General features: G+C 45.3%; 21 protein-coding genes. All 21 read left to right on the forward strand.

The window, feature by feature from the left end:
* The first annotated feature begins 90 nt into the window (after nucleotides 1-90).
* The 21 genes from AC1DM9_RS07405 (at nucleotide 91) to aroH (ending at nucleotide 15,456) form a co-directional block, all read left to right on the forward strand.
* The gene (locus AC1DM9_RS07405) at nucleotides 91-270 is read left to right on the forward strand and encodes a DUF2768 family protein (RefSeq protein WP_076271353.1); all 180 of its coding nucleotides are present in this window, start codon (nucleotides 91-93) and stop codon (nucleotides 268-270) included.
* A gap of 55 nt (nucleotides 271-325) precedes the next feature.
* On the forward strand, nucleotides 326-622 hold the full coding sequence (locus tag AC1DM9_RS07410) for a 2Fe-2S iron-sulfur cluster-binding protein (RefSeq protein WP_076271352.1): 297 nt from the start codon (nucleotides 326-328) through the stop codon (nucleotides 620-622).
* A 32-nt stretch (nucleotides 623-654) separates the two neighbouring features.
* Complete coding sequence (locus tag AC1DM9_RS07415) at nucleotides 655-1,269, forward strand: nucleotidyltransferase family protein (protein WP_477551306.1); 615 nt, start codon at nucleotides 655-657, stop codon at nucleotides 1,267-1,269.
* Entirely contained in the window at nucleotides 1,257-1,604 is a 348-nt protein-coding gene (locus AC1DM9_RS07420) for a 2Fe-2S iron-sulfur cluster-binding protein (RefSeq protein ID WP_441883384.1), read from the forward strand. Before AC1DM9_RS07415 ends, AC1DM9_RS07420 begins: the two co-directional genes overlap by 13 nt.
* 128 nt (nucleotides 1,605-1,732) lie before the next feature.
* Complete coding sequence (locus tag AC1DM9_RS07425) at nucleotides 1,733-2,485, forward strand: hypothetical protein (protein WP_477579238.1); 753 nt, start codon at nucleotides 1,733-1,735, stop codon at nucleotides 2,483-2,485.
* Nucleotides 2,486-2,780: 295 nt separating this feature from the next.
* Nucleotides 2,781-4,259 carry a stage IV sporulation protein A gene (spoIVA, locus tag AC1DM9_RS07430; RefSeq protein ID WP_076271348.1) on the forward strand — a complete coding sequence of 493 codons (1,479 nt, stop codon included), beginning with the start codon at nucleotides 2,781-2,783 and terminating at the stop codon, nucleotides 4,257-4,259.
* A gap of 202 nt (nucleotides 4,260-4,461) precedes the next feature.
* Nucleotides 4,462-4,764 carry an HU family DNA-binding protein gene (locus AC1DM9_RS07435; RefSeq protein WP_441883526.1) on the forward strand — a complete coding sequence of 101 codons (303 nt, stop codon included), beginning with the start codon at nucleotides 4,462-4,464 and terminating at the stop codon, nucleotides 4,762-4,764.
* Nucleotides 4,765-4,991: 227 nt separating this feature from the next.
* Nucleotides 4,992-5,213, forward strand: a complete 222-nt coding sequence (gene mtrB, locus AC1DM9_RS07440) for a trp RNA-binding attenuation protein MtrB (protein WP_054024369.1) — start codon at nucleotides 4,992-4,994, stop codon at nucleotides 5,211-5,213.
* Between the two features lie 160 nt (nucleotides 5,214-5,373).
* The gene (locus AC1DM9_RS07445; RefSeq protein WP_441883390.1) at nucleotides 5,374-5,949 is read left to right on the forward strand and encodes a hypothetical protein; all 576 of its coding nucleotides are present in this window, start codon (nucleotides 5,374-5,376) and stop codon (nucleotides 5,947-5,949) included.
* Between the two features lie 125 nt (nucleotides 5,950-6,074).
* Nucleotides 6,075-6,935, forward strand: a complete 861-nt coding sequence (locus AC1DM9_RS07450; RefSeq protein WP_441883392.1) for a heptaprenyl diphosphate synthase component 1 — start codon at nucleotides 6,075-6,077, stop codon at nucleotides 6,933-6,935.
* An 18-nt stretch (nucleotides 6,936-6,953) separates the two neighbouring features.
* Nucleotides 6,954-7,664: a demethylmenaquinone methyltransferase gene (locus AC1DM9_RS07455; RefSeq protein WP_339203276.1), complete on the forward strand. Its 711-nt coding sequence runs from the start codon at nucleotides 6,954-6,956 to the stop codon at nucleotides 7,662-7,664.
* Between the two features lie 2 nt (nucleotides 7,665-7,666).
* Complete coding sequence (locus AC1DM9_RS07460; RefSeq protein ID WP_076271344.1) at nucleotides 7,667-8,542, forward strand: UbiA-like polyprenyltransferase; 876 nt, start codon at nucleotides 7,667-7,669, stop codon at nucleotides 8,540-8,542.
* Complete coding sequence (locus AC1DM9_RS07465) at nucleotides 8,536-9,201, forward strand: UbiX family flavin prenyltransferase (RefSeq protein ID WP_339203275.1); 666 nt, start codon at nucleotides 8,536-8,538, stop codon at nucleotides 9,199-9,201. The genes AC1DM9_RS07460 and AC1DM9_RS07465 overlap by 7 nt, the downstream gene beginning before the upstream one ends.
* Nucleotides 9,164-10,012, forward strand: coding sequence for a menaquinone biosynthetic enzyme MqnA/MqnD family protein (locus tag AC1DM9_RS07470; protein WP_339203273.1), 849 nt, complete (start codon nucleotides 9,164-9,166; stop codon nucleotides 10,010-10,012). Before AC1DM9_RS07465 ends, AC1DM9_RS07470 begins: the two co-directional genes overlap by 38 nt.
* An 8-nt stretch (nucleotides 10,013-10,020) precedes the next feature.
* Nucleotides 10,021-10,995, forward strand: coding sequence for a polyprenyl synthetase family protein (locus AC1DM9_RS07475; protein ID WP_477510550.1), 975 nt, complete (start codon nucleotides 10,021-10,023; stop codon nucleotides 10,993-10,995).
* Between the two features lie 29 nt (nucleotides 10,996-11,024).
* Complete coding sequence (gene ndk, locus AC1DM9_RS07480) at nucleotides 11,025-11,468, forward strand: nucleoside-diphosphate kinase (protein ID WP_076271341.1); 444 nt, start codon at nucleotides 11,025-11,027, stop codon at nucleotides 11,466-11,468.
* A gap of 29 nt (nucleotides 11,469-11,497) precedes the next feature.
* Nucleotides 11,498-12,277 (forward strand): CheR family methyltransferase, encoded by a 780-nt coding sequence (locus AC1DM9_RS07485; RefSeq protein WP_477510551.1) that lies wholly within the window; start codon nucleotides 11,498-11,500, stop codon nucleotides 12,275-12,277.
* A gap of 73 nt (nucleotides 12,278-12,350) precedes the next feature.
* The gene (locus AC1DM9_RS07490) at nucleotides 12,351-12,521 is read left to right on the forward strand and encodes a hypothetical protein (protein ID WP_179089935.1); all 171 of its coding nucleotides are present in this window, start codon (nucleotides 12,351-12,353) and stop codon (nucleotides 12,519-12,521) included.
* A gap of 294 nt (nucleotides 12,522-12,815) precedes the next feature.
* Nucleotides 12,816-13,985 (forward strand): chorismate synthase, encoded by a 1,170-nt coding sequence (gene aroC, locus AC1DM9_RS07495; RefSeq protein WP_477579240.1) that lies wholly within the window; start codon nucleotides 12,816-12,818, stop codon nucleotides 13,983-13,985.
* Nucleotides 13,986-13,987: 2 nt separating this feature from the next.
* Complete coding sequence (gene aroB, locus AC1DM9_RS07500; protein WP_477579242.1) at nucleotides 13,988-15,085, forward strand: 3-dehydroquinate synthase; 1,098 nt, start codon at nucleotides 13,988-13,990, stop codon at nucleotides 15,083-15,085.
* A 2-nt stretch (nucleotides 15,086-15,087) separates the two neighbouring features.
* Entirely contained in the window at nucleotides 15,088-15,456 is a 369-nt protein-coding gene (aroH, locus tag AC1DM9_RS07505; RefSeq protein WP_477579244.1) for a chorismate mutase, read from the forward strand.
* Nucleotides 15,457-15,550 lie beyond the last annotated feature (94 nt).

Consider the following 15,550-nt stretch of genomic DNA (forward strand, 5'->3'; position numbering starts at 1 on the left):
AAGTGTTCTGTCAGCTTTTGTCCTTTTTTTTGTGCGATGTTATAATGGGTGAGAATTCATTATGATATAGATTAGGAGAATGGAATTTCTATGGATGCTATGACAAAAATGTGGGTTTCGCTATTCGGCATTGGAATGATGGCGATTGCGGCCCTTTTAATTACGTTTGCTCGTTTGAAAACGAAAGGCGCAGTGAAATTTATTCTTTCGTTAATTGCATTTATTGTTCTAATCATTGGCTTTGTATGCGGACTTATATCCATTATTTAGTGCTTATTACATAGGGGACGGTCGTTCACTAACAAAAGGGAGATTTTGACATACAATGATTGAATTAAAGGGTAGAACCAAAACAGCTGTTGTAAAAGCAGAAGAAGGCTTGTCGCTGCTTGATCATGCACTTAAGCATGAGATTGATTGGAGCTTCTCTTGCGCGAGAGGAACCTGTGCCCGGTGCCGCTGCTTGGTAACCGAAGGCATGGAGCATCTTGAAGGCATTACGGACGAGGAGTGGGACCGTCTTGAGCCGGAGGAGTTTGAAGAAGGCTACCGGCTCGGCTGCCAGGCCATCGTCAAAAGTGCAGATGCGAAAATCGCAGCAGCCAACAAGCCTTATTTTTAATGCATAAGCTACTGATGAAGGAAGTGCCAGCGATGTCAGAAAATGAACGCATTCATAAAGCGCTGGCTGCCGTTAAAAAAGCGACAGAATCAAGTCAGGCGCAGTGGATTACTGGCGGAAGCGCCAGTCTAATGCTTCGAGGACTTGTACTTTCAAACGATCCGCGTGATTTGGACATTTATTGTGATGAAGAGAATGTAGAAGAAATTTATGATGCTCTTGAGCCTTTTGCCCAAGATCAACCAACATTGAGCGTGACAGATATGTATCGATCAACGCTTAGCCATTTTATTATACAAGGAATACAGGTAGAGCTCGTCGGCGGGTTCGAGGTGAGTGCTCAAGGCTGTAAGTATGAGACGATGGTTAATAAATTACTGATGCCTTTCTCAGATCAAGTGCTGTTAAACGATGCTAATTATTCAGTAGCGATCGTTCCGCTTGCGCATGAGCTGTGGTTTAATTTCTTGCGAGATCGGATGGATCGCGTTGATTTAATCGTTCAAGCGATTGCAAAAGCACCTGCTCATCATGAGGGTGCATTCCTTGCGATTGAAACTAACAATACATTCACCGCTGAGGCAAGGCGTACTCTTCATCAGCTGTTGTCATATCGAAAGGCTGGTGGCTTGTCATGGATGGAGTAGTAACTTTTTGGCCATCGGGCAAGAGCATTAAGGTGAAGCCGGGCACAACGCTGTTAGACGCTGCCAGACGTGCGAATATACCGATTCGCACACGTTGCGGGGGCAAAGCTGCTTGCTTCATGTGCAAGGTCACTGTGAGGCCGGGAAGCCAGCTGCAGCCGATTGGTGATGTGGAGAGAAACAAGCTGTCTGGATTAGACGGAAATCATGAACGCTTATCATGCCAAGCTAGAGTAGCTGGGAAAGTGGATGTGGAAATTCCATTAGATCCGCTGCGAGCGGCAGTTGCAAGGCAGCTCGCAAGGCAAGCAGAGGAAAACGATGATTTATGGTAGGCTGAACGACGAAGTAGGTTTGCTTCGCAAACCTAAGTATATTCTTACGAAGCAGGTTTGCTTCGCAAACCTAAGCATATCCTTACGAAGCAGGTTTGCTTCACAAACCTTTAGGAGGTTACAAAAAAATGAACGGATTATTTATGGGAAGGCTGCCCCGTTACATACGCCAGTTCGCAGCATTCTCTGCTTTAATTGTTTTGCTATTTGCTTTATCGGGCTGCATGTATCCGAAAAGTCAAATGAAGCAAAACCAAGTTGCTCCGAAAGAAGCTGTTCGTAATGTTCAGGCGGCGATTGATCAATATCAGTCCGAAACGGGCATGCTGCCGATGAAAAACAGTACCGCTGACACACCGAAGTATGAGAAATTTTATATTGATTTTGGAGTGCTAAATCGGACAGGCTATATGTCTGATATACCTTCTTCTGCTTTTGAGAAAGGCGGCAATTACAGCTACCTTATTATTGATGAAGAGAGTAAGCCTAGAGTAAAGCTACTTGATATTTTGGCATTTCAAAAAATTAATGATATTCAGAGCTGGGTAACTACTTATATCCAAACAAACAGTGTCCTTCCAAAGGGCGCGCAAACATACCCAGGTTTTTATCAAATCGATTACAAAGCAATGAGCAAAACAGCCCCAACGATTCGAAGCGTGTTCTCAGGGCAAACGATTCAAGCAATCGTGGATGAGAATGGGGTAGTATTTTCCGATTATGGGATAGATATCATGCAATACATACAAAAGAGTGGAAAAAATGATTTTGAGGCAGATTTTGATTTGCGTACATTGCTCGTCGATGGATCAGACTTTGTCCCTGTCAAAGCTCCGGTCTATCACTTTGTAAATAATGAGCCGCAAGCTGTAAAACCTTAACTTCATGCACATTCCTCAATAAGCTAGTTCCAAACCTCTCCTTGACTATCGTCTCGGAGAGGTTTTTTTGGCTGTTTGGGTCATAGATTTGCTTTTTTTCTCATATAACTCAATCTTGGAAGGGAAGCCCCGCAGAGGAACAAAAAAAGATTTCATTGAAGGAATCGTCATAATCGGAAAGCTTGCACATAAGATGTTACTAGTCCAAAAAGCATGTACGAGTTGCGTCGCTGGCCTGCCCTATTGACCGGTGGATGGCGGCGAACCGGAAAAATCAATTGGGAGGGGATATTCAGTGGAGAAAGTAGATATTTTCAAGGACATAGCCGAAAGAACCGGCGGGGATATTTACCTCGGGGTTGTCGGGGCTGTCCGGACGGGCAAATCAACGTTTATTAAACGGTTTATGGAGACGGTTGTACTTCCGAACATTGCGAACGAATCAGACCGTGCGAGAGCCGTGGACGAACTTCCTCAAAGCGCCGCAGGTAAGACGATTATGACAACAGAGCCTAAATTTGTTCCGAATCAAGCGGTGCAGCTCAGGGTTACCGATGGACTTGAGGTAAACATGAGACTCGTCGATTGTGTTGGATATGCGGTTGAAGGCGCGAAGGGCTATGAGGATGAAAATGGTCCACGAATGATTACAACTCCTTGGTTCGATGAGCCGATCCCATTCCAGGAAGCGGCTGAGATCGGGACGCGTAAAGTAATCCAAGAGCATTCTACACTCGGTGTTGTTGTTACGACAGACGGCTCTATCGCAGAAATTCCGCGCAGCTCCTATGTTGTAGCAGAAGAACGTGTCATAAACGAGCTGAAAGAAGTCGGCAAGCCATTTGTCCTCATCATCAACTCCACTCGTCCTAAGGGTGAAGAGGCGCTGCAATTGCGAAACGAGCTGCAAGCTAAATATGACATTCCAGTAATGACGCTTAGCGTAGCTACGATGGGTGAGGAAGAAGTCATCTCGGTATTGCGGGAAGTGCTCTATGAATTCCCTGTCCATGAGGTAAATGTTAATTTACCAAGCTGGGTCATGGTGCTTAACGATCGGCACTGGCTGCGCAGCAACTATGAGAGCTCCGTTCGCGATACGGTTAAAGATATTCGCCGGCTGCGCGATGTGGATCGAGTAGTAACCCAGTTCATGGAATATGACTTCATCGCCAAAGCTGGACTAAGCGGCATGAATATGGGGCAGGGCGTAGCAGAAATCGACTTGTACGCGCCAGATGAGCTGTATGACCGTATTTTGATGGAAGTAGTCGGCGTTGAGATTCGCGGCAAAGACCACTTGCTTCAGTTGATGCAAGAGTTCTCTCATGCCAAGAGGGAATATGACCGTTTTGCAGAAGCGCTGGAAATGGTCAAGACAACTGGATACGGCATTGCAGCACCGACACTTGCGGAAATGGCACTCGACGAGCCGGAGTTAATCCGCCAAGGTTCACGCTTTGGGGTTCGACTGAAGGCAACAGCACCATCCATCCATATGATCCGCGTCGACGTGGAATCGGAATTTGCTCCGATTATCGGCACGGAGAAGCAAAGCGAAGAGCTTGTAAGATACTTAATGCAAGACTTTGAGAATGATCCAATCAAGATTTGGGAGTCTGATATATTCGGTCGTTCCCTGCATTCGATTGTGAGAGAAGGCATTCAAGGCAAAATTGCAATGATGCCGGATAATGCCCGCTACAAGCTGCAGGAAACGCTCGGACGTATTATCAACGAGGGCTCCGGCGGATTGATTGCTATCATTCTGTAGTTGATCGATACTAGTATACGAATAAGCCGCTGCCGTAAAGGGAGCGGTTTTATTTGTTTTGCAGGAAATGCAGGTTGGCACTTGAAATTGGCAAACGGCTGTATTACTATAGGTTTGTTCGGTTAAAAGGTATATTTTTGAAGTTTTCCGTTAATAAGAGGGATAAGATGAGAGTTTATATGCTTACACCAAAAAAAAGTACATAATGCACTTTGGAGGAGGTGAAACAATGAACAAAACAGATTTGATTACAAAAGTAGCTGAATTGACTGATCTTTCGAAGAAAGATGCAACGAAAGCAGTTGACGCTGTTTTTGATGCGATATCCGATGCGCTGCAAAGCGGGGATAAAGTCCAATTGGTTGGGTTTGGTAATTTCGAAGTTCGCGAGCGCCAAGCACGTAAAGGCCGCAATCCGCAAACTGGAGATCCTATTGAGATCGCAGCAAGCAAAACGCCTGCATTCAAACCAGGAAAATCACTCAAGGACCTCGTATCCAATTAAGCATACTCCAGCTTAACTGCATTGACGCCGATGTTTGGCGGCAAGCATCCATATGCCACGAAATATAAGCTTGATGTTACTGCTTATAATTCGGCCTAATTTCGCTCGAACGGGATACCGTTCGGGCGTTATTTGTTTATTTGCATGATAGAATGGATTGCACAAACGTTACACATCCACTATAATTCACATGGATAGTATGGAATTACGGATGCGGAGGGATAACGATGGAGCCTACACATGGCGAGTACATTGTCGTAAAGGCAAAAGATCAAGGCGTTCAAGTCATCGGATTAACACGCGGGCTTGACACAAAATTTCATCATACGGAAAAGTTGGATAAAAACGAAATTTTAATTTGCCAATTTACCGATCATACTTCAGCTATAAAAATTCGAGGTAAAGCGGTCGTGATGACGAAATACGGTACGATGGAAACCGATCAGTAACAACGAATGTGCAAAGCAGGCTATGCCTGCTTTTTTTTGCCTGCCTGCAGTCCGAATAATCATCCTGCACCGCTCGTACAATGAGAGATGGGACTTTATATTCATGCGGATCGAGTGAATTTAAAGGTTAAGGTGATAAGTTTATATTCGGAGGTGCAGAGTGAACATCGGAAAACCACTTCTAACAGCTTGTGTGACTGCGATAGCAGCTACATTATTATTTACATGGCTTCCTCATGCAGGATGGCAGCATTCGGCAAATCGCGGCGACGTGGCTGTTTTTCGCACGACGCCGGTCGTAAGGCTCTCCAATAACAATTTGGTAGATGTGCTCATTGCAACTCAGCTTCATGAGCGGTTGAATAAGGCGGAATGGAATAACGGCGTTTTATCGATCGATATGCGGGTAAGCACCATTGAAGGGCGGCCGGCAATTTGGTTCTCAGATGTTGAGAAGCTTATTCGTGTCTCATTCATACAGCTAGAGAATGTGAAACGTATTCTGATTCGGATCATTGAGGCGCAATCGGAAGGCGATGCTCTGCTTGCTGCTGTTGATGTACGGAAAACCGACGATTGGCTTATTACGGAGCTGGATCATCTTGCACAAGCGGATCCTGTGCATGATGAGCTGTGGAGAAAGAGGCTAAGAGTTAGCTTTACATCGGCCTGGGAAAAACGTTTTGGACCAGTATCGGGATTTACTGTAAAGCCTTCCTCCATTTCGCAGCAATAAAGGTGATGTATATTGCAATTTGTTGAACAAGCAGGCTCAATCATATGTTCTTTAGATTAAGTTGTGCTATAATAGTTTAGATTATTGAGCGGCGATTTGCGCTTCTCTGTTCGGAGGCTTCCCCAATGAGAACATACCGTATACCTGAAATAGCTCAAAAATATGTGAAATATGACATGATCGAGGAGCATACGTCTCTTCCTGACTTAGCGAATGCAAGGCTTCGCTTGCTACACGCCTTCCTGAGCCAGCAAGCGTCGCTACAGACCCACAGTGAGCTCTACACGCTCGTCGTATCTCTCGTTCAGCTAGGAATGGATACGCATGATTTAATCGACACACACCAAGAGCAGCGCTCTGAGCCGGAGATGCGTTCAAGGCAGCTTAAGGTGCTGGCAGGGGACTACTTTAGCGCAACTTTTTATCAATTGCTCTCGCAAGCCGGCGAAATTGAGATGGTTTCCAAAATCAGCAGCGCGGTTAGTGAGGTCAACAGACTAAAAGTTAATCTTTACGTTCGAATGAGGCAGCTTAAGATGACCTCAGAAGAATATTTAGGTCTTGCAGTTCAGCTTAAGAGCACGTTGTTCCAGATTTTCACAGAGGTGCTGGAGGGCGAGCTTTCTCGCGTCTGGCCAGGGATTCTGGATGGCATTAGCCGGTGCGAGGTTATAGTTGATGAAATCAAGCGCAGCGAGAACCCAGCTACGTTCGATAAAAGCTGGTCCTATTGGCATATCATGCAAGCGGGGTCAGAAGATGAGCGCATGCAGCTCTCTCAGCGTATGTCTGAACCTGCATTTATTAACAGTTTAGTGGAAAAATATAAGGTGCGCAGCCAGCTTATAGCGAAGCTGAAGGTCTCAGCAGATTCAGTGAAGGTTTTGGCTGGCAAGCTGGAATCGGACAAGTTGCTCGGAGAATTGACGACTATCGTCGATAATCTATTGAACGAAAAAACCGATTACACGCCTGCACTCAATTAGACGAGGTGACTTGCAAGGGTGGATACGAACTCCAAGAGCCATGTGCATGGCGTATTTGAGAGGATTGCTCCAAAATATGATTTGATGAATGATCTGATCAGCTTTAGAAGACATAAGGCATGGCGGAAGTTTACGATGAAAAAAATGAGCGTTGCAAAAGGACAAACAGCACTTGACCTTTGCTGCGGCACTTGTGATTGGACGGTTGCTCTTGCAGAAGCGAGCGGTACTGGACAAATCGTAGGACTTGATTTTAGCCAAAACATGCTTGATGTGGGTGCTGTCAAAGTAAACAAGATGGGCTTGAATAAGCAAATTACATTAGTCCAAGGAAATGCAATGAGCTTGCCGTTTGAGGATAATTCCTTTGACTATGTTACGATTGGATTTGGTCTGCGCAATGTTCCTGATTATTTACAGGTACTGAAGGAGATGCACCGCGTTGTTAAACCAGGCGGTTTAGTTGTATGTTTAGAGGTATCCAAACCAACCTGGCAGCCATTTAAATCGATGTACAATCTTTATTTCGAACGTATATTGCCAGTTATGGGCAAAGTGGTAGCCAAAAGCTTCAGTGAATACAAATGGCTGCCCGAATCACTGAAAATGTTTCCCGGTCGACAGCAGCTTGCTGAGCTGTTTGAAGAAGCGGGTCTTCATCAGGTGAAGGCATATCCTCTGACCGGTGGAGTAGCTGCGCTGCATATGGGGACAAAGGAGAAGAAATAGCAATGATTCGCAAATTACGTATTATTTTGGAAATGATTAAGTTTGAACATACTGTGTTTGCTTTGCCTTTTGCTTTTATGGGAGCGATTCTAGGTGCAGTAATGATGGAGCAGCGCCTTCCTTCATGGGGGGAGATCGGCTGGGTAACGCTTGCGATGTTTGGTGCTCGAAGCGCTGCGATGAGCTTGAATCGACTGATAGATAAGGCTATCGATTTACGCAACCCGCGTACTGAAAAAAGAGCACTTCCGGCTGGCTTGCTTAAATCAGCAGAAGTCATGTTATTTATCATTGTTTCCTTCGTTTTGTTGTTTGTAGCAACGGCGAACTTGGCACCAATCGCAATGAAACTTATGCCAATCGCGGTAGCTTTGCTTGTTCTTTATTCTTACACAAAACGCTTTACATGGTTATGCCATGTTGTGCTGGGATTAACAATTGGACTCTCGCCGCTTGGCGGCTGGGTTGCCATAACAGGTCAATTTGATCTAGCTGCTTGGATATTATATATTACCGTTTCTTTATGGATTGCTGGATTTGACATTATTTATGCAACACAGGATTTTGAGTATGACCGCAATGCTGGCTTGCATTCGATTCCGGCTCGGTTCGGCATTAAAGGGGCTATCTGGATTGCTCGGTCCTTTCATGTCGTTACGGCAATCGGCTTTATAGCATTGTTTTGGCTGACAGATCTTAGCTGGATGTACTTACTTGGTACTTTGATATCGATTTCGCTTCTGTTCTATCAACATTGGATGGTACGGCCACACGATTTGTCGCGCGTCCAAACTGCTTTTTTTGGAATGAACGGTACATTAAGCGTCGTGCTTTTTCTGTTTGTTATCGTTGATTTATTGGTTATTCACCAATGGTAGACGGCCGCAACGAAACCAACTGGACGAATCGATGGGTAGTAGGCATTACAGGAGCAAGCGGTTCAATTTATGGAATAAGGCTTATTGAAGTTCTCCTTCAGATGAAATACGAGGTTCATCTCGTCATAACAGAAGCTGGTTGGAGAGTACTAAAAGAAGAACTGGGCTGGGAGACGACTCGTCGTTCAGCAGCTCTTGAACAACGTTTTGGCGATGCTATCGCAGAAGCTAGACTAGTTTTTCATCCCAATGCGGATATTGGCGCAAGCATTGCAAGCGGCTCTTACCGGGTTCAAGGAATGGTTATTGTGCCGTGCTCGATGGGGACGCTTGCGTCGATATCGCACGGCATTTCCGATAATTTGATGACTAGAGCCGCTGATGTTATGTTAAAGGAAAACAGGAAGCTGCTTATTATTCCAAGAGAAACGCCGCTTCATGCGATTCACCTTGAAAACATGCTGACGCTGGCTCGTCTTGGCGTTAGGATCATACCGGCTATGCCGGCTTTTTATTACAAACCGCAAACGATGGATGAAATGATTGACTTTTTAGTTGGTAAAGTACTTGATAATATGACAATCGAACATGATTTGTACAGAAGATGGGGAGATGAACAGAATGGGCATGAATCGCCCGATCACCATCGGAAGAATTGATTACGCGAATGCATGGCCTCTTTTCCATCAGCTCGAGGAGCGAATGGATGGGGATAGCTTTGAGGTCATTAAACGTGTGCCTTCTGAATTAAATAGGCTTCTGCAAGCTGGTGAATTGGATATTTCGGCTATATCATCATTTGCCTACGGATTAAATGCGGATGATTATGTACTGCTGCCAGAATTGTCCGTAGGTTCGGTAGGGAAGGTCAACTCGATCTTTTTGTTTCTGAAAGAGCCGATCAGCCGTAAACGTCCTGAGCGAATATCAGTAACGACAACATCAGCAACTTCAGTTAATCTGTTGAAAATTTTGATGACATTGCACTTTGAATGCAACCCAGAGTATGTCACTGCCGCACCGAATCTGGAAAGTATGCTGGAGACAGCCGATGCTGCACTCATCATTGGCGATCCTGCCATTCATGCTTCTTGGCAAAACCACGGCCTTCATGTCATTGATTTAGGACAATTATGGAATGAGTGGACGGGACTTGGCATGACTTACGCTGTTGTTGCTGCACGTAAAGAAGCAGCTCTTGCAGCCCCAGAAGCCGTTCGTGCAGTATATAAAGCGTTAAATGCGAGCAAACAGTATAATAAGAGCCATCTTGGTCCACTAATTGAACAGGCCTGTATGCAGCTTGGAGGAGAATCAACTTACTGGGAGATGTACTTTCATTCGCTTCAATATGATTTTGGGAGCAAGCTGCAAGAAGGACTTAAATTATATTTCAATTATTCTAAGCAGCTAGGGTTGCTATCGAATGACGTGGAGCTTACTTTTTTTGAAGACCAATCTGCCCAATAGGTGAAAGAATGAAACTACTAGATTTGTATGCAAAGATGAAAGGCGACCTAAATCAGATCGAGCAGGAGCTTGAGCGCAGCATTTCGGATGATCATGTGCTGCTTGGCGAAGCTTCTTTGCACTTGCTTAGAGCTGGCGGTAAACGGATTAGACCGGTGTTTGTTCTGCTGGCAGGCAAGTTTGGCGATTATCAGCTTGATGTAATGAAGCGCGTCGCCGTCCCTCTCGAGCTTATTCATATGGCTTCACTTGTACATGATGATGTTATTGACGACGCGGAAACACGTCGTGGACAGCTCACAGTAAAATCCAAGTGGGACAATCGAATAGCGATGTATACGGGCGACTTCATTCATGGCAAAGCATTGTCAATCGCTGCTCAGCTTCCAAATCCGCAGATACATCAAATATTGTCGCATGCGCTTGTACAAATGTGTATCGGAGAAATGGAACAAATTCGTGATTTCTTCAATACAGAACAATCGGTACGGCATTATTTGCTTCGGATTAGACGCAAAACAGCTTTATTAATTGCTATTAGCTGCCAGCTTGGCGCTGTTGCCGCGGGAACGGACCGAAAAACAGCAAATAGCTTATATCGCTATGGTTATAATGTGGGTATGGCATTCCAGATCCGTGATGATTTGCTTGATCTTTATGGAACAGAGAAACAGATCGGCAAGCCTTCAGGCTCAGATATGCGTCAAGGAAATATTACGTTGCCGGTTCTACTTGCCTTGCAGGACCCCAAAACCCGCGACCCTTTGTTAAAGGAAATTGCTTTGATCAGGGAGCAAGGCGGGAAACGAGATGCTGGACGAGCCATCGAAATGATTCGCAAAAGCGATGGCGGAGATCAAGCAGACCAGCTTGCAAACCGATATATTAAAAAAGCTCTCAAAGCATTAGAGGGATTGCCGAACGTCACAGCGAAGAAGAACTTGAGCGATATTGCGATTTTGTTTGGTAAACGTAATTATTAATCGTGCAAAATAGAAAGGAATGGTTGGGGATGGAAAGAACTTTTCTGATGATTAAACCTGATGGCGTTCAGCGCGGATTAATTGGCGAAATCGTTTCGAGATTTGAAAAAAAGGGATTGCAGCTTGCAGCAGCCAAGTTTATGGTTTTGAGCCATGAGCTTGCCGAGCGCCATTATGAGGAACATAAAGGCAAAGTTTTTTATGAGCCATTGCTCGAATTCATAACGTCAGGTCCTGTATTTGCGATGGTATGGCAAGGTGACAATGTCATTGCATTGACGCGTGCCCTTATTGGCAAAACGGATGCACTAGATGCTCATCCCGGCACTATTCGTTCTGATTTTGCTGTACATACGAATTTTAATCTTATTCATGGCTCGGATTCGGCAGCTAATGCGGAAAAAGAGATCGGCATTTACTTCACGCCAGCGGAGCTGGTGCAATACGAGCATACAATTCAACGGTGGATTTAATATTTCGCCCACAAGCGATGGAGGAGCCTATGCTTGAAGATCGTGATTTTGCACAGTTTATTGCCCGAATAAAGCAAAAGACCGACATTGATTTGTCGCAGTACAAAGAAGCTCAAATGAAACGCAGGCTGACTACATTACGAATGAAGCACGGCTATCAAACGTTCGATGAGTATTGGAAGGCGATTGAGCAAAATCGGACGATGCTAAATGAGTTTTTGGACCGTATGACGATTAATGTTTCTGAGTTTTGGAGAAATCCTTCCCGCTGGGAAGTTTTGCAAAAGCGCTTTTTTCCTGAGATGCTTGCTGCTTCTAATCGTCTAAAGGTTTGGAGTGCGGCATGCTCAACAGGCGAGGAGCCTTACACGCTCGCTATGATTTTATCTGAGCTGGGTGCCTTGCAGCGATCTACGCTTCTTGCAACTGATCTCGATTCAAATGTGCTGCAAAAGGCAATGGAAGGCAGTTATTTAGAGCGATCTCTGCGCGATGTTCCGCAGGTTTGCCGGCAAAAATATTTTAAGCAGTCAGAGGGAGCGTATTTGATTTCAGACTCCCTGAAGCAATTTATTCAATTCAAGCAGCAAAATTTGCTGCATGATACGTTTGATGGATCATTTGATTTAATTGTTTGCCGAAACGTAATGATTTATTTTACAGAAGAAGCAAAGCACTTATTGTATCATAAATTTTCTAATGCACTTAAACCGGGCGGACTGCTGTTTGTAGGCAGTACGGAACAAATTTTTTCCCCTGCGCAATACGGATTTGAGACCGCTGATACATTCTTTTATCGCCGGGTATAAGCGGCATGTATACCGTTTTCCATCTTCTCCTATACTAGTTAGTATGTAATAAACTTGGAGGATGAAGCAACCGATGGATAAACGTAAGGTTATAGCTGCCTATAGGCGTGGTTTTATTTCTATTCAGGAATGTGCGCAAATTATCGGAGTGGACAGTGGACAAATGACAAGACTTGTTGATGATCCATTGCTGACGAGTGAAGGCACGGCGATACTTAGAAAAGATCGGTTAACAGCAAATTAACTGCACGCTGCCCGGGCTGGCGGATTTGTCATTTTAGATGACAGTTCCACCAGCCTTTTTTTATACGGTTACAGCGGCTTTCAAGGTGTCCAAATTCTTGTCAAACCTGTAACTGTGTACTATAATGAGCAAAGATGTTTAGTGCTGTAAAGCATAGCAGGCGCATGAAAGCTGTTTTGAAAATTTATAATTTTATAAGTGATGCACTTATAAAATCGCTTAAATTTCACCGCGAAACGAGCTTGTGCCGTCAATGGACTGTGTTAGTCGTTTACACTTGAGGAGGAGCTTTAGTTGACTTTAAGATATTTAACCGCAGGGGAAACACACGGTCCCCAATTAACCGCTATTATTGAAGGATTGCCAAGCAATTTGAAAATTGATTTTGAGGAACTGAATTTCCAGCTGCATCGTCGTCAGAAGGGTCATGGTCGTGGACGCCGGATGCAAATCGAGAAGGATACAGCAAACATCGTTGGGGGCGTACGCCACGGCAAAACGACGGGTGCTCCTGTTGCGCTGATCGTTGCAAACAACGATTGGAAGCACTGGACTTCCGTTATGAATATTGAACCGATTGAAGGCAGCGATGAAGAGAAGCGCCGCGTTCATCGTCCGCGTCCTGGTCATGCGGATTTGAATGGCGGACTTAAATATGATTTGAAGGATTTGCGCAATGTGCTTGAGCGCTCTAGTGCTCGTGAAACTGCAGCACGTGTAGCTGTAGGGGCGGTAGCTCGTCAATTTCTCGCGGAATTCGGGATTAAAGTAGCTGGACAAGTTATTCGCATCGGTGAAATCGAAGCACCAGCTAATCAACTTCCCGTGGATGAGTTGATCCGTTTGACGGAGGAATCCTCGGTTCGTGTCGTTGACAAAGAAACCGAACAAAAGATGACTGATTACATCGATCAAATTAAAGCAGAAGGCGATTCGATCGGCGGTATCGTGGAATGTATTATCGAAGGCGTGCCAATTGGTCTAGGAAGCCACGTGCAGTGGGATCGCAAGCTCGATGGACGTATCGCGCAAGCGGTCGTATCGATCAATGCATTCAAAGGCTGTGAGATTGGAATTGGCTTCGAAGCAGCCAAGCTTCGCGGCTCGCAAGTGCACGATGAGATTATGTATGAGGAAGAGCGCGGCTATCATCGTGCAACGAATCGACTCGGCGGCTTCGAGGGCGGCATGACGAACGGGGAGCAAATCGTCGTACGCGGTGTAATGAAACCGATTCCGACGCTTTACAAGCCGCTTCGCAGTGTGGATATTGATACTAAAGAACCGTTTACGGCTCAAGTAGAGCGCTCGGACAGCTGTGCTGTGCCAGCGGCAAGCGTCGTGATGGAGCATGTCGTTGCATGGGAAGTTGCCAAAGCATTCCTTGAAAAATTCGGCGGCGATTCCATTGAGGAAATTCGCGCCAACTTGAACAATTATCTTGAACAGCTAGGGCGGTATTAAAAATGCGCGAGCTTACAGTTGAACTTGGTGATCGCTCTTATCCTATCTATATCGGGGAAGGCCTCTTGAAGGAGGCATCCTCTTATTTTATTAAGCATGGCATTAGCCAAAAATCGCCGCTGCTCATCATTACTGACTCGAATATTGCAGACATTCATTTGCAAACGCTTGAGTTTGAGCTTGCTGGCGCAGGTTTTAAAACGGCAAGCGTCGTTGTTCCAGCTGGAGAAAGCTCAAAGTCGCTAGCTATGCTCGAAACGCTTGTCGCTAAAGCTTTGGAGGAAGGTCTCGACCGCAAGTCTGCTATCGTTGCACTTGGCGGCGGTGTTGTTGGAGATCTTGCTGGATTTGTTGCCGCTTCATACATGAGAGGCATCAAATTCGTACAGGTTCCAACGACAATATTGGCGCATGACAGCAGTGTGGGCGGCAAAGTTGCCGTCAATCATCCGCTTGCCAAAAATATTATCGGTGCTTTTCATCAGCCTGAGCTTGTCCTATATGATCTGAACACGCTGCAAACCCTTCCTCCAAGAGAAGTAAGCGCTGGTTTGTCGGAAGTGATCAAGCACGGACTAATTTGGGATGAATCCTTTGTCGCATGGTGTGAAGAGAATGCGGAGAAACTGCGCGCTCTTGATGCGGAAGCACTTGGTTATGCTTTGTATAAAGGCTGCAGCGTGAAGGCGGCAGTCGTATCGAAGGATGAGCGTGAAAACGATTTGAGAGCGATCTTGAATCTGGGTCATACGATTGGCCATGCCCTAGAAGCGGTAGCTGGATATGGGGAGCTGCTCCATGGGGAAGCCATTTCCATCGGGATGGTAGGCTCGGCTAAGCTGGGTATGCGATATGGCGCTCCAGAAGAGGTATATACCATAACGAAGCGCGTTCTTGCGAAAGCAGGACTGCCAGTGCGGCTCCCTGAGCATTTGGACGTAGATAAGATTATGGAAGCAATGATGCATGACAAGAAATTTGCTGAGGGTACGATGGTTTTTGTTGTGCCTACTGCAATAGGTTCAGTTGAAATAAAATCCGATGTCCGCATCCAATGGGTACGTGAGATCGTAGAGCAATTAAAGCAGGAGGTGCAATAATAATGAGTGTTAGAGGAATTCGTGGTGCTATTACTGTAGATGCTAATGAAGAACAACCCATTTTGAATGCAACAATTGAAATGTTGAATGGAATCGTAGCAGATAATGAGATCGTGCCTGACGATATTTGCAGCGTGTTCGTGACGGTTACGAGCGATCTGGACGAGACATTCCCTGCTAGAGCTATTCGCCAAATGAAGGGCTGGGAGCTTGTTCCGCTTATGTGCGCGCTTGAAGTTCCGGTTAAAGGCAGTCTTGAGCGCTGTATTAGATTAATGGTTCTTATCAACACGAACAAGACGCAAGCGGAGATTCGTCACGTTTATTTAAACGGCGCGCAGGCGCTTCGTCCAGACTTATCTAAAGCATAAAGCTTTGACTTTAGCTCATAAAGAACAAATCCCTTTGTTGACGCATAGCTGTACGTTGTTGTATATTTAGTTACGTGAGTGAGAGTAGCAGAGT

Source organism: Paenibacillus sp. 01T431 (assembly GCF_056398625.1).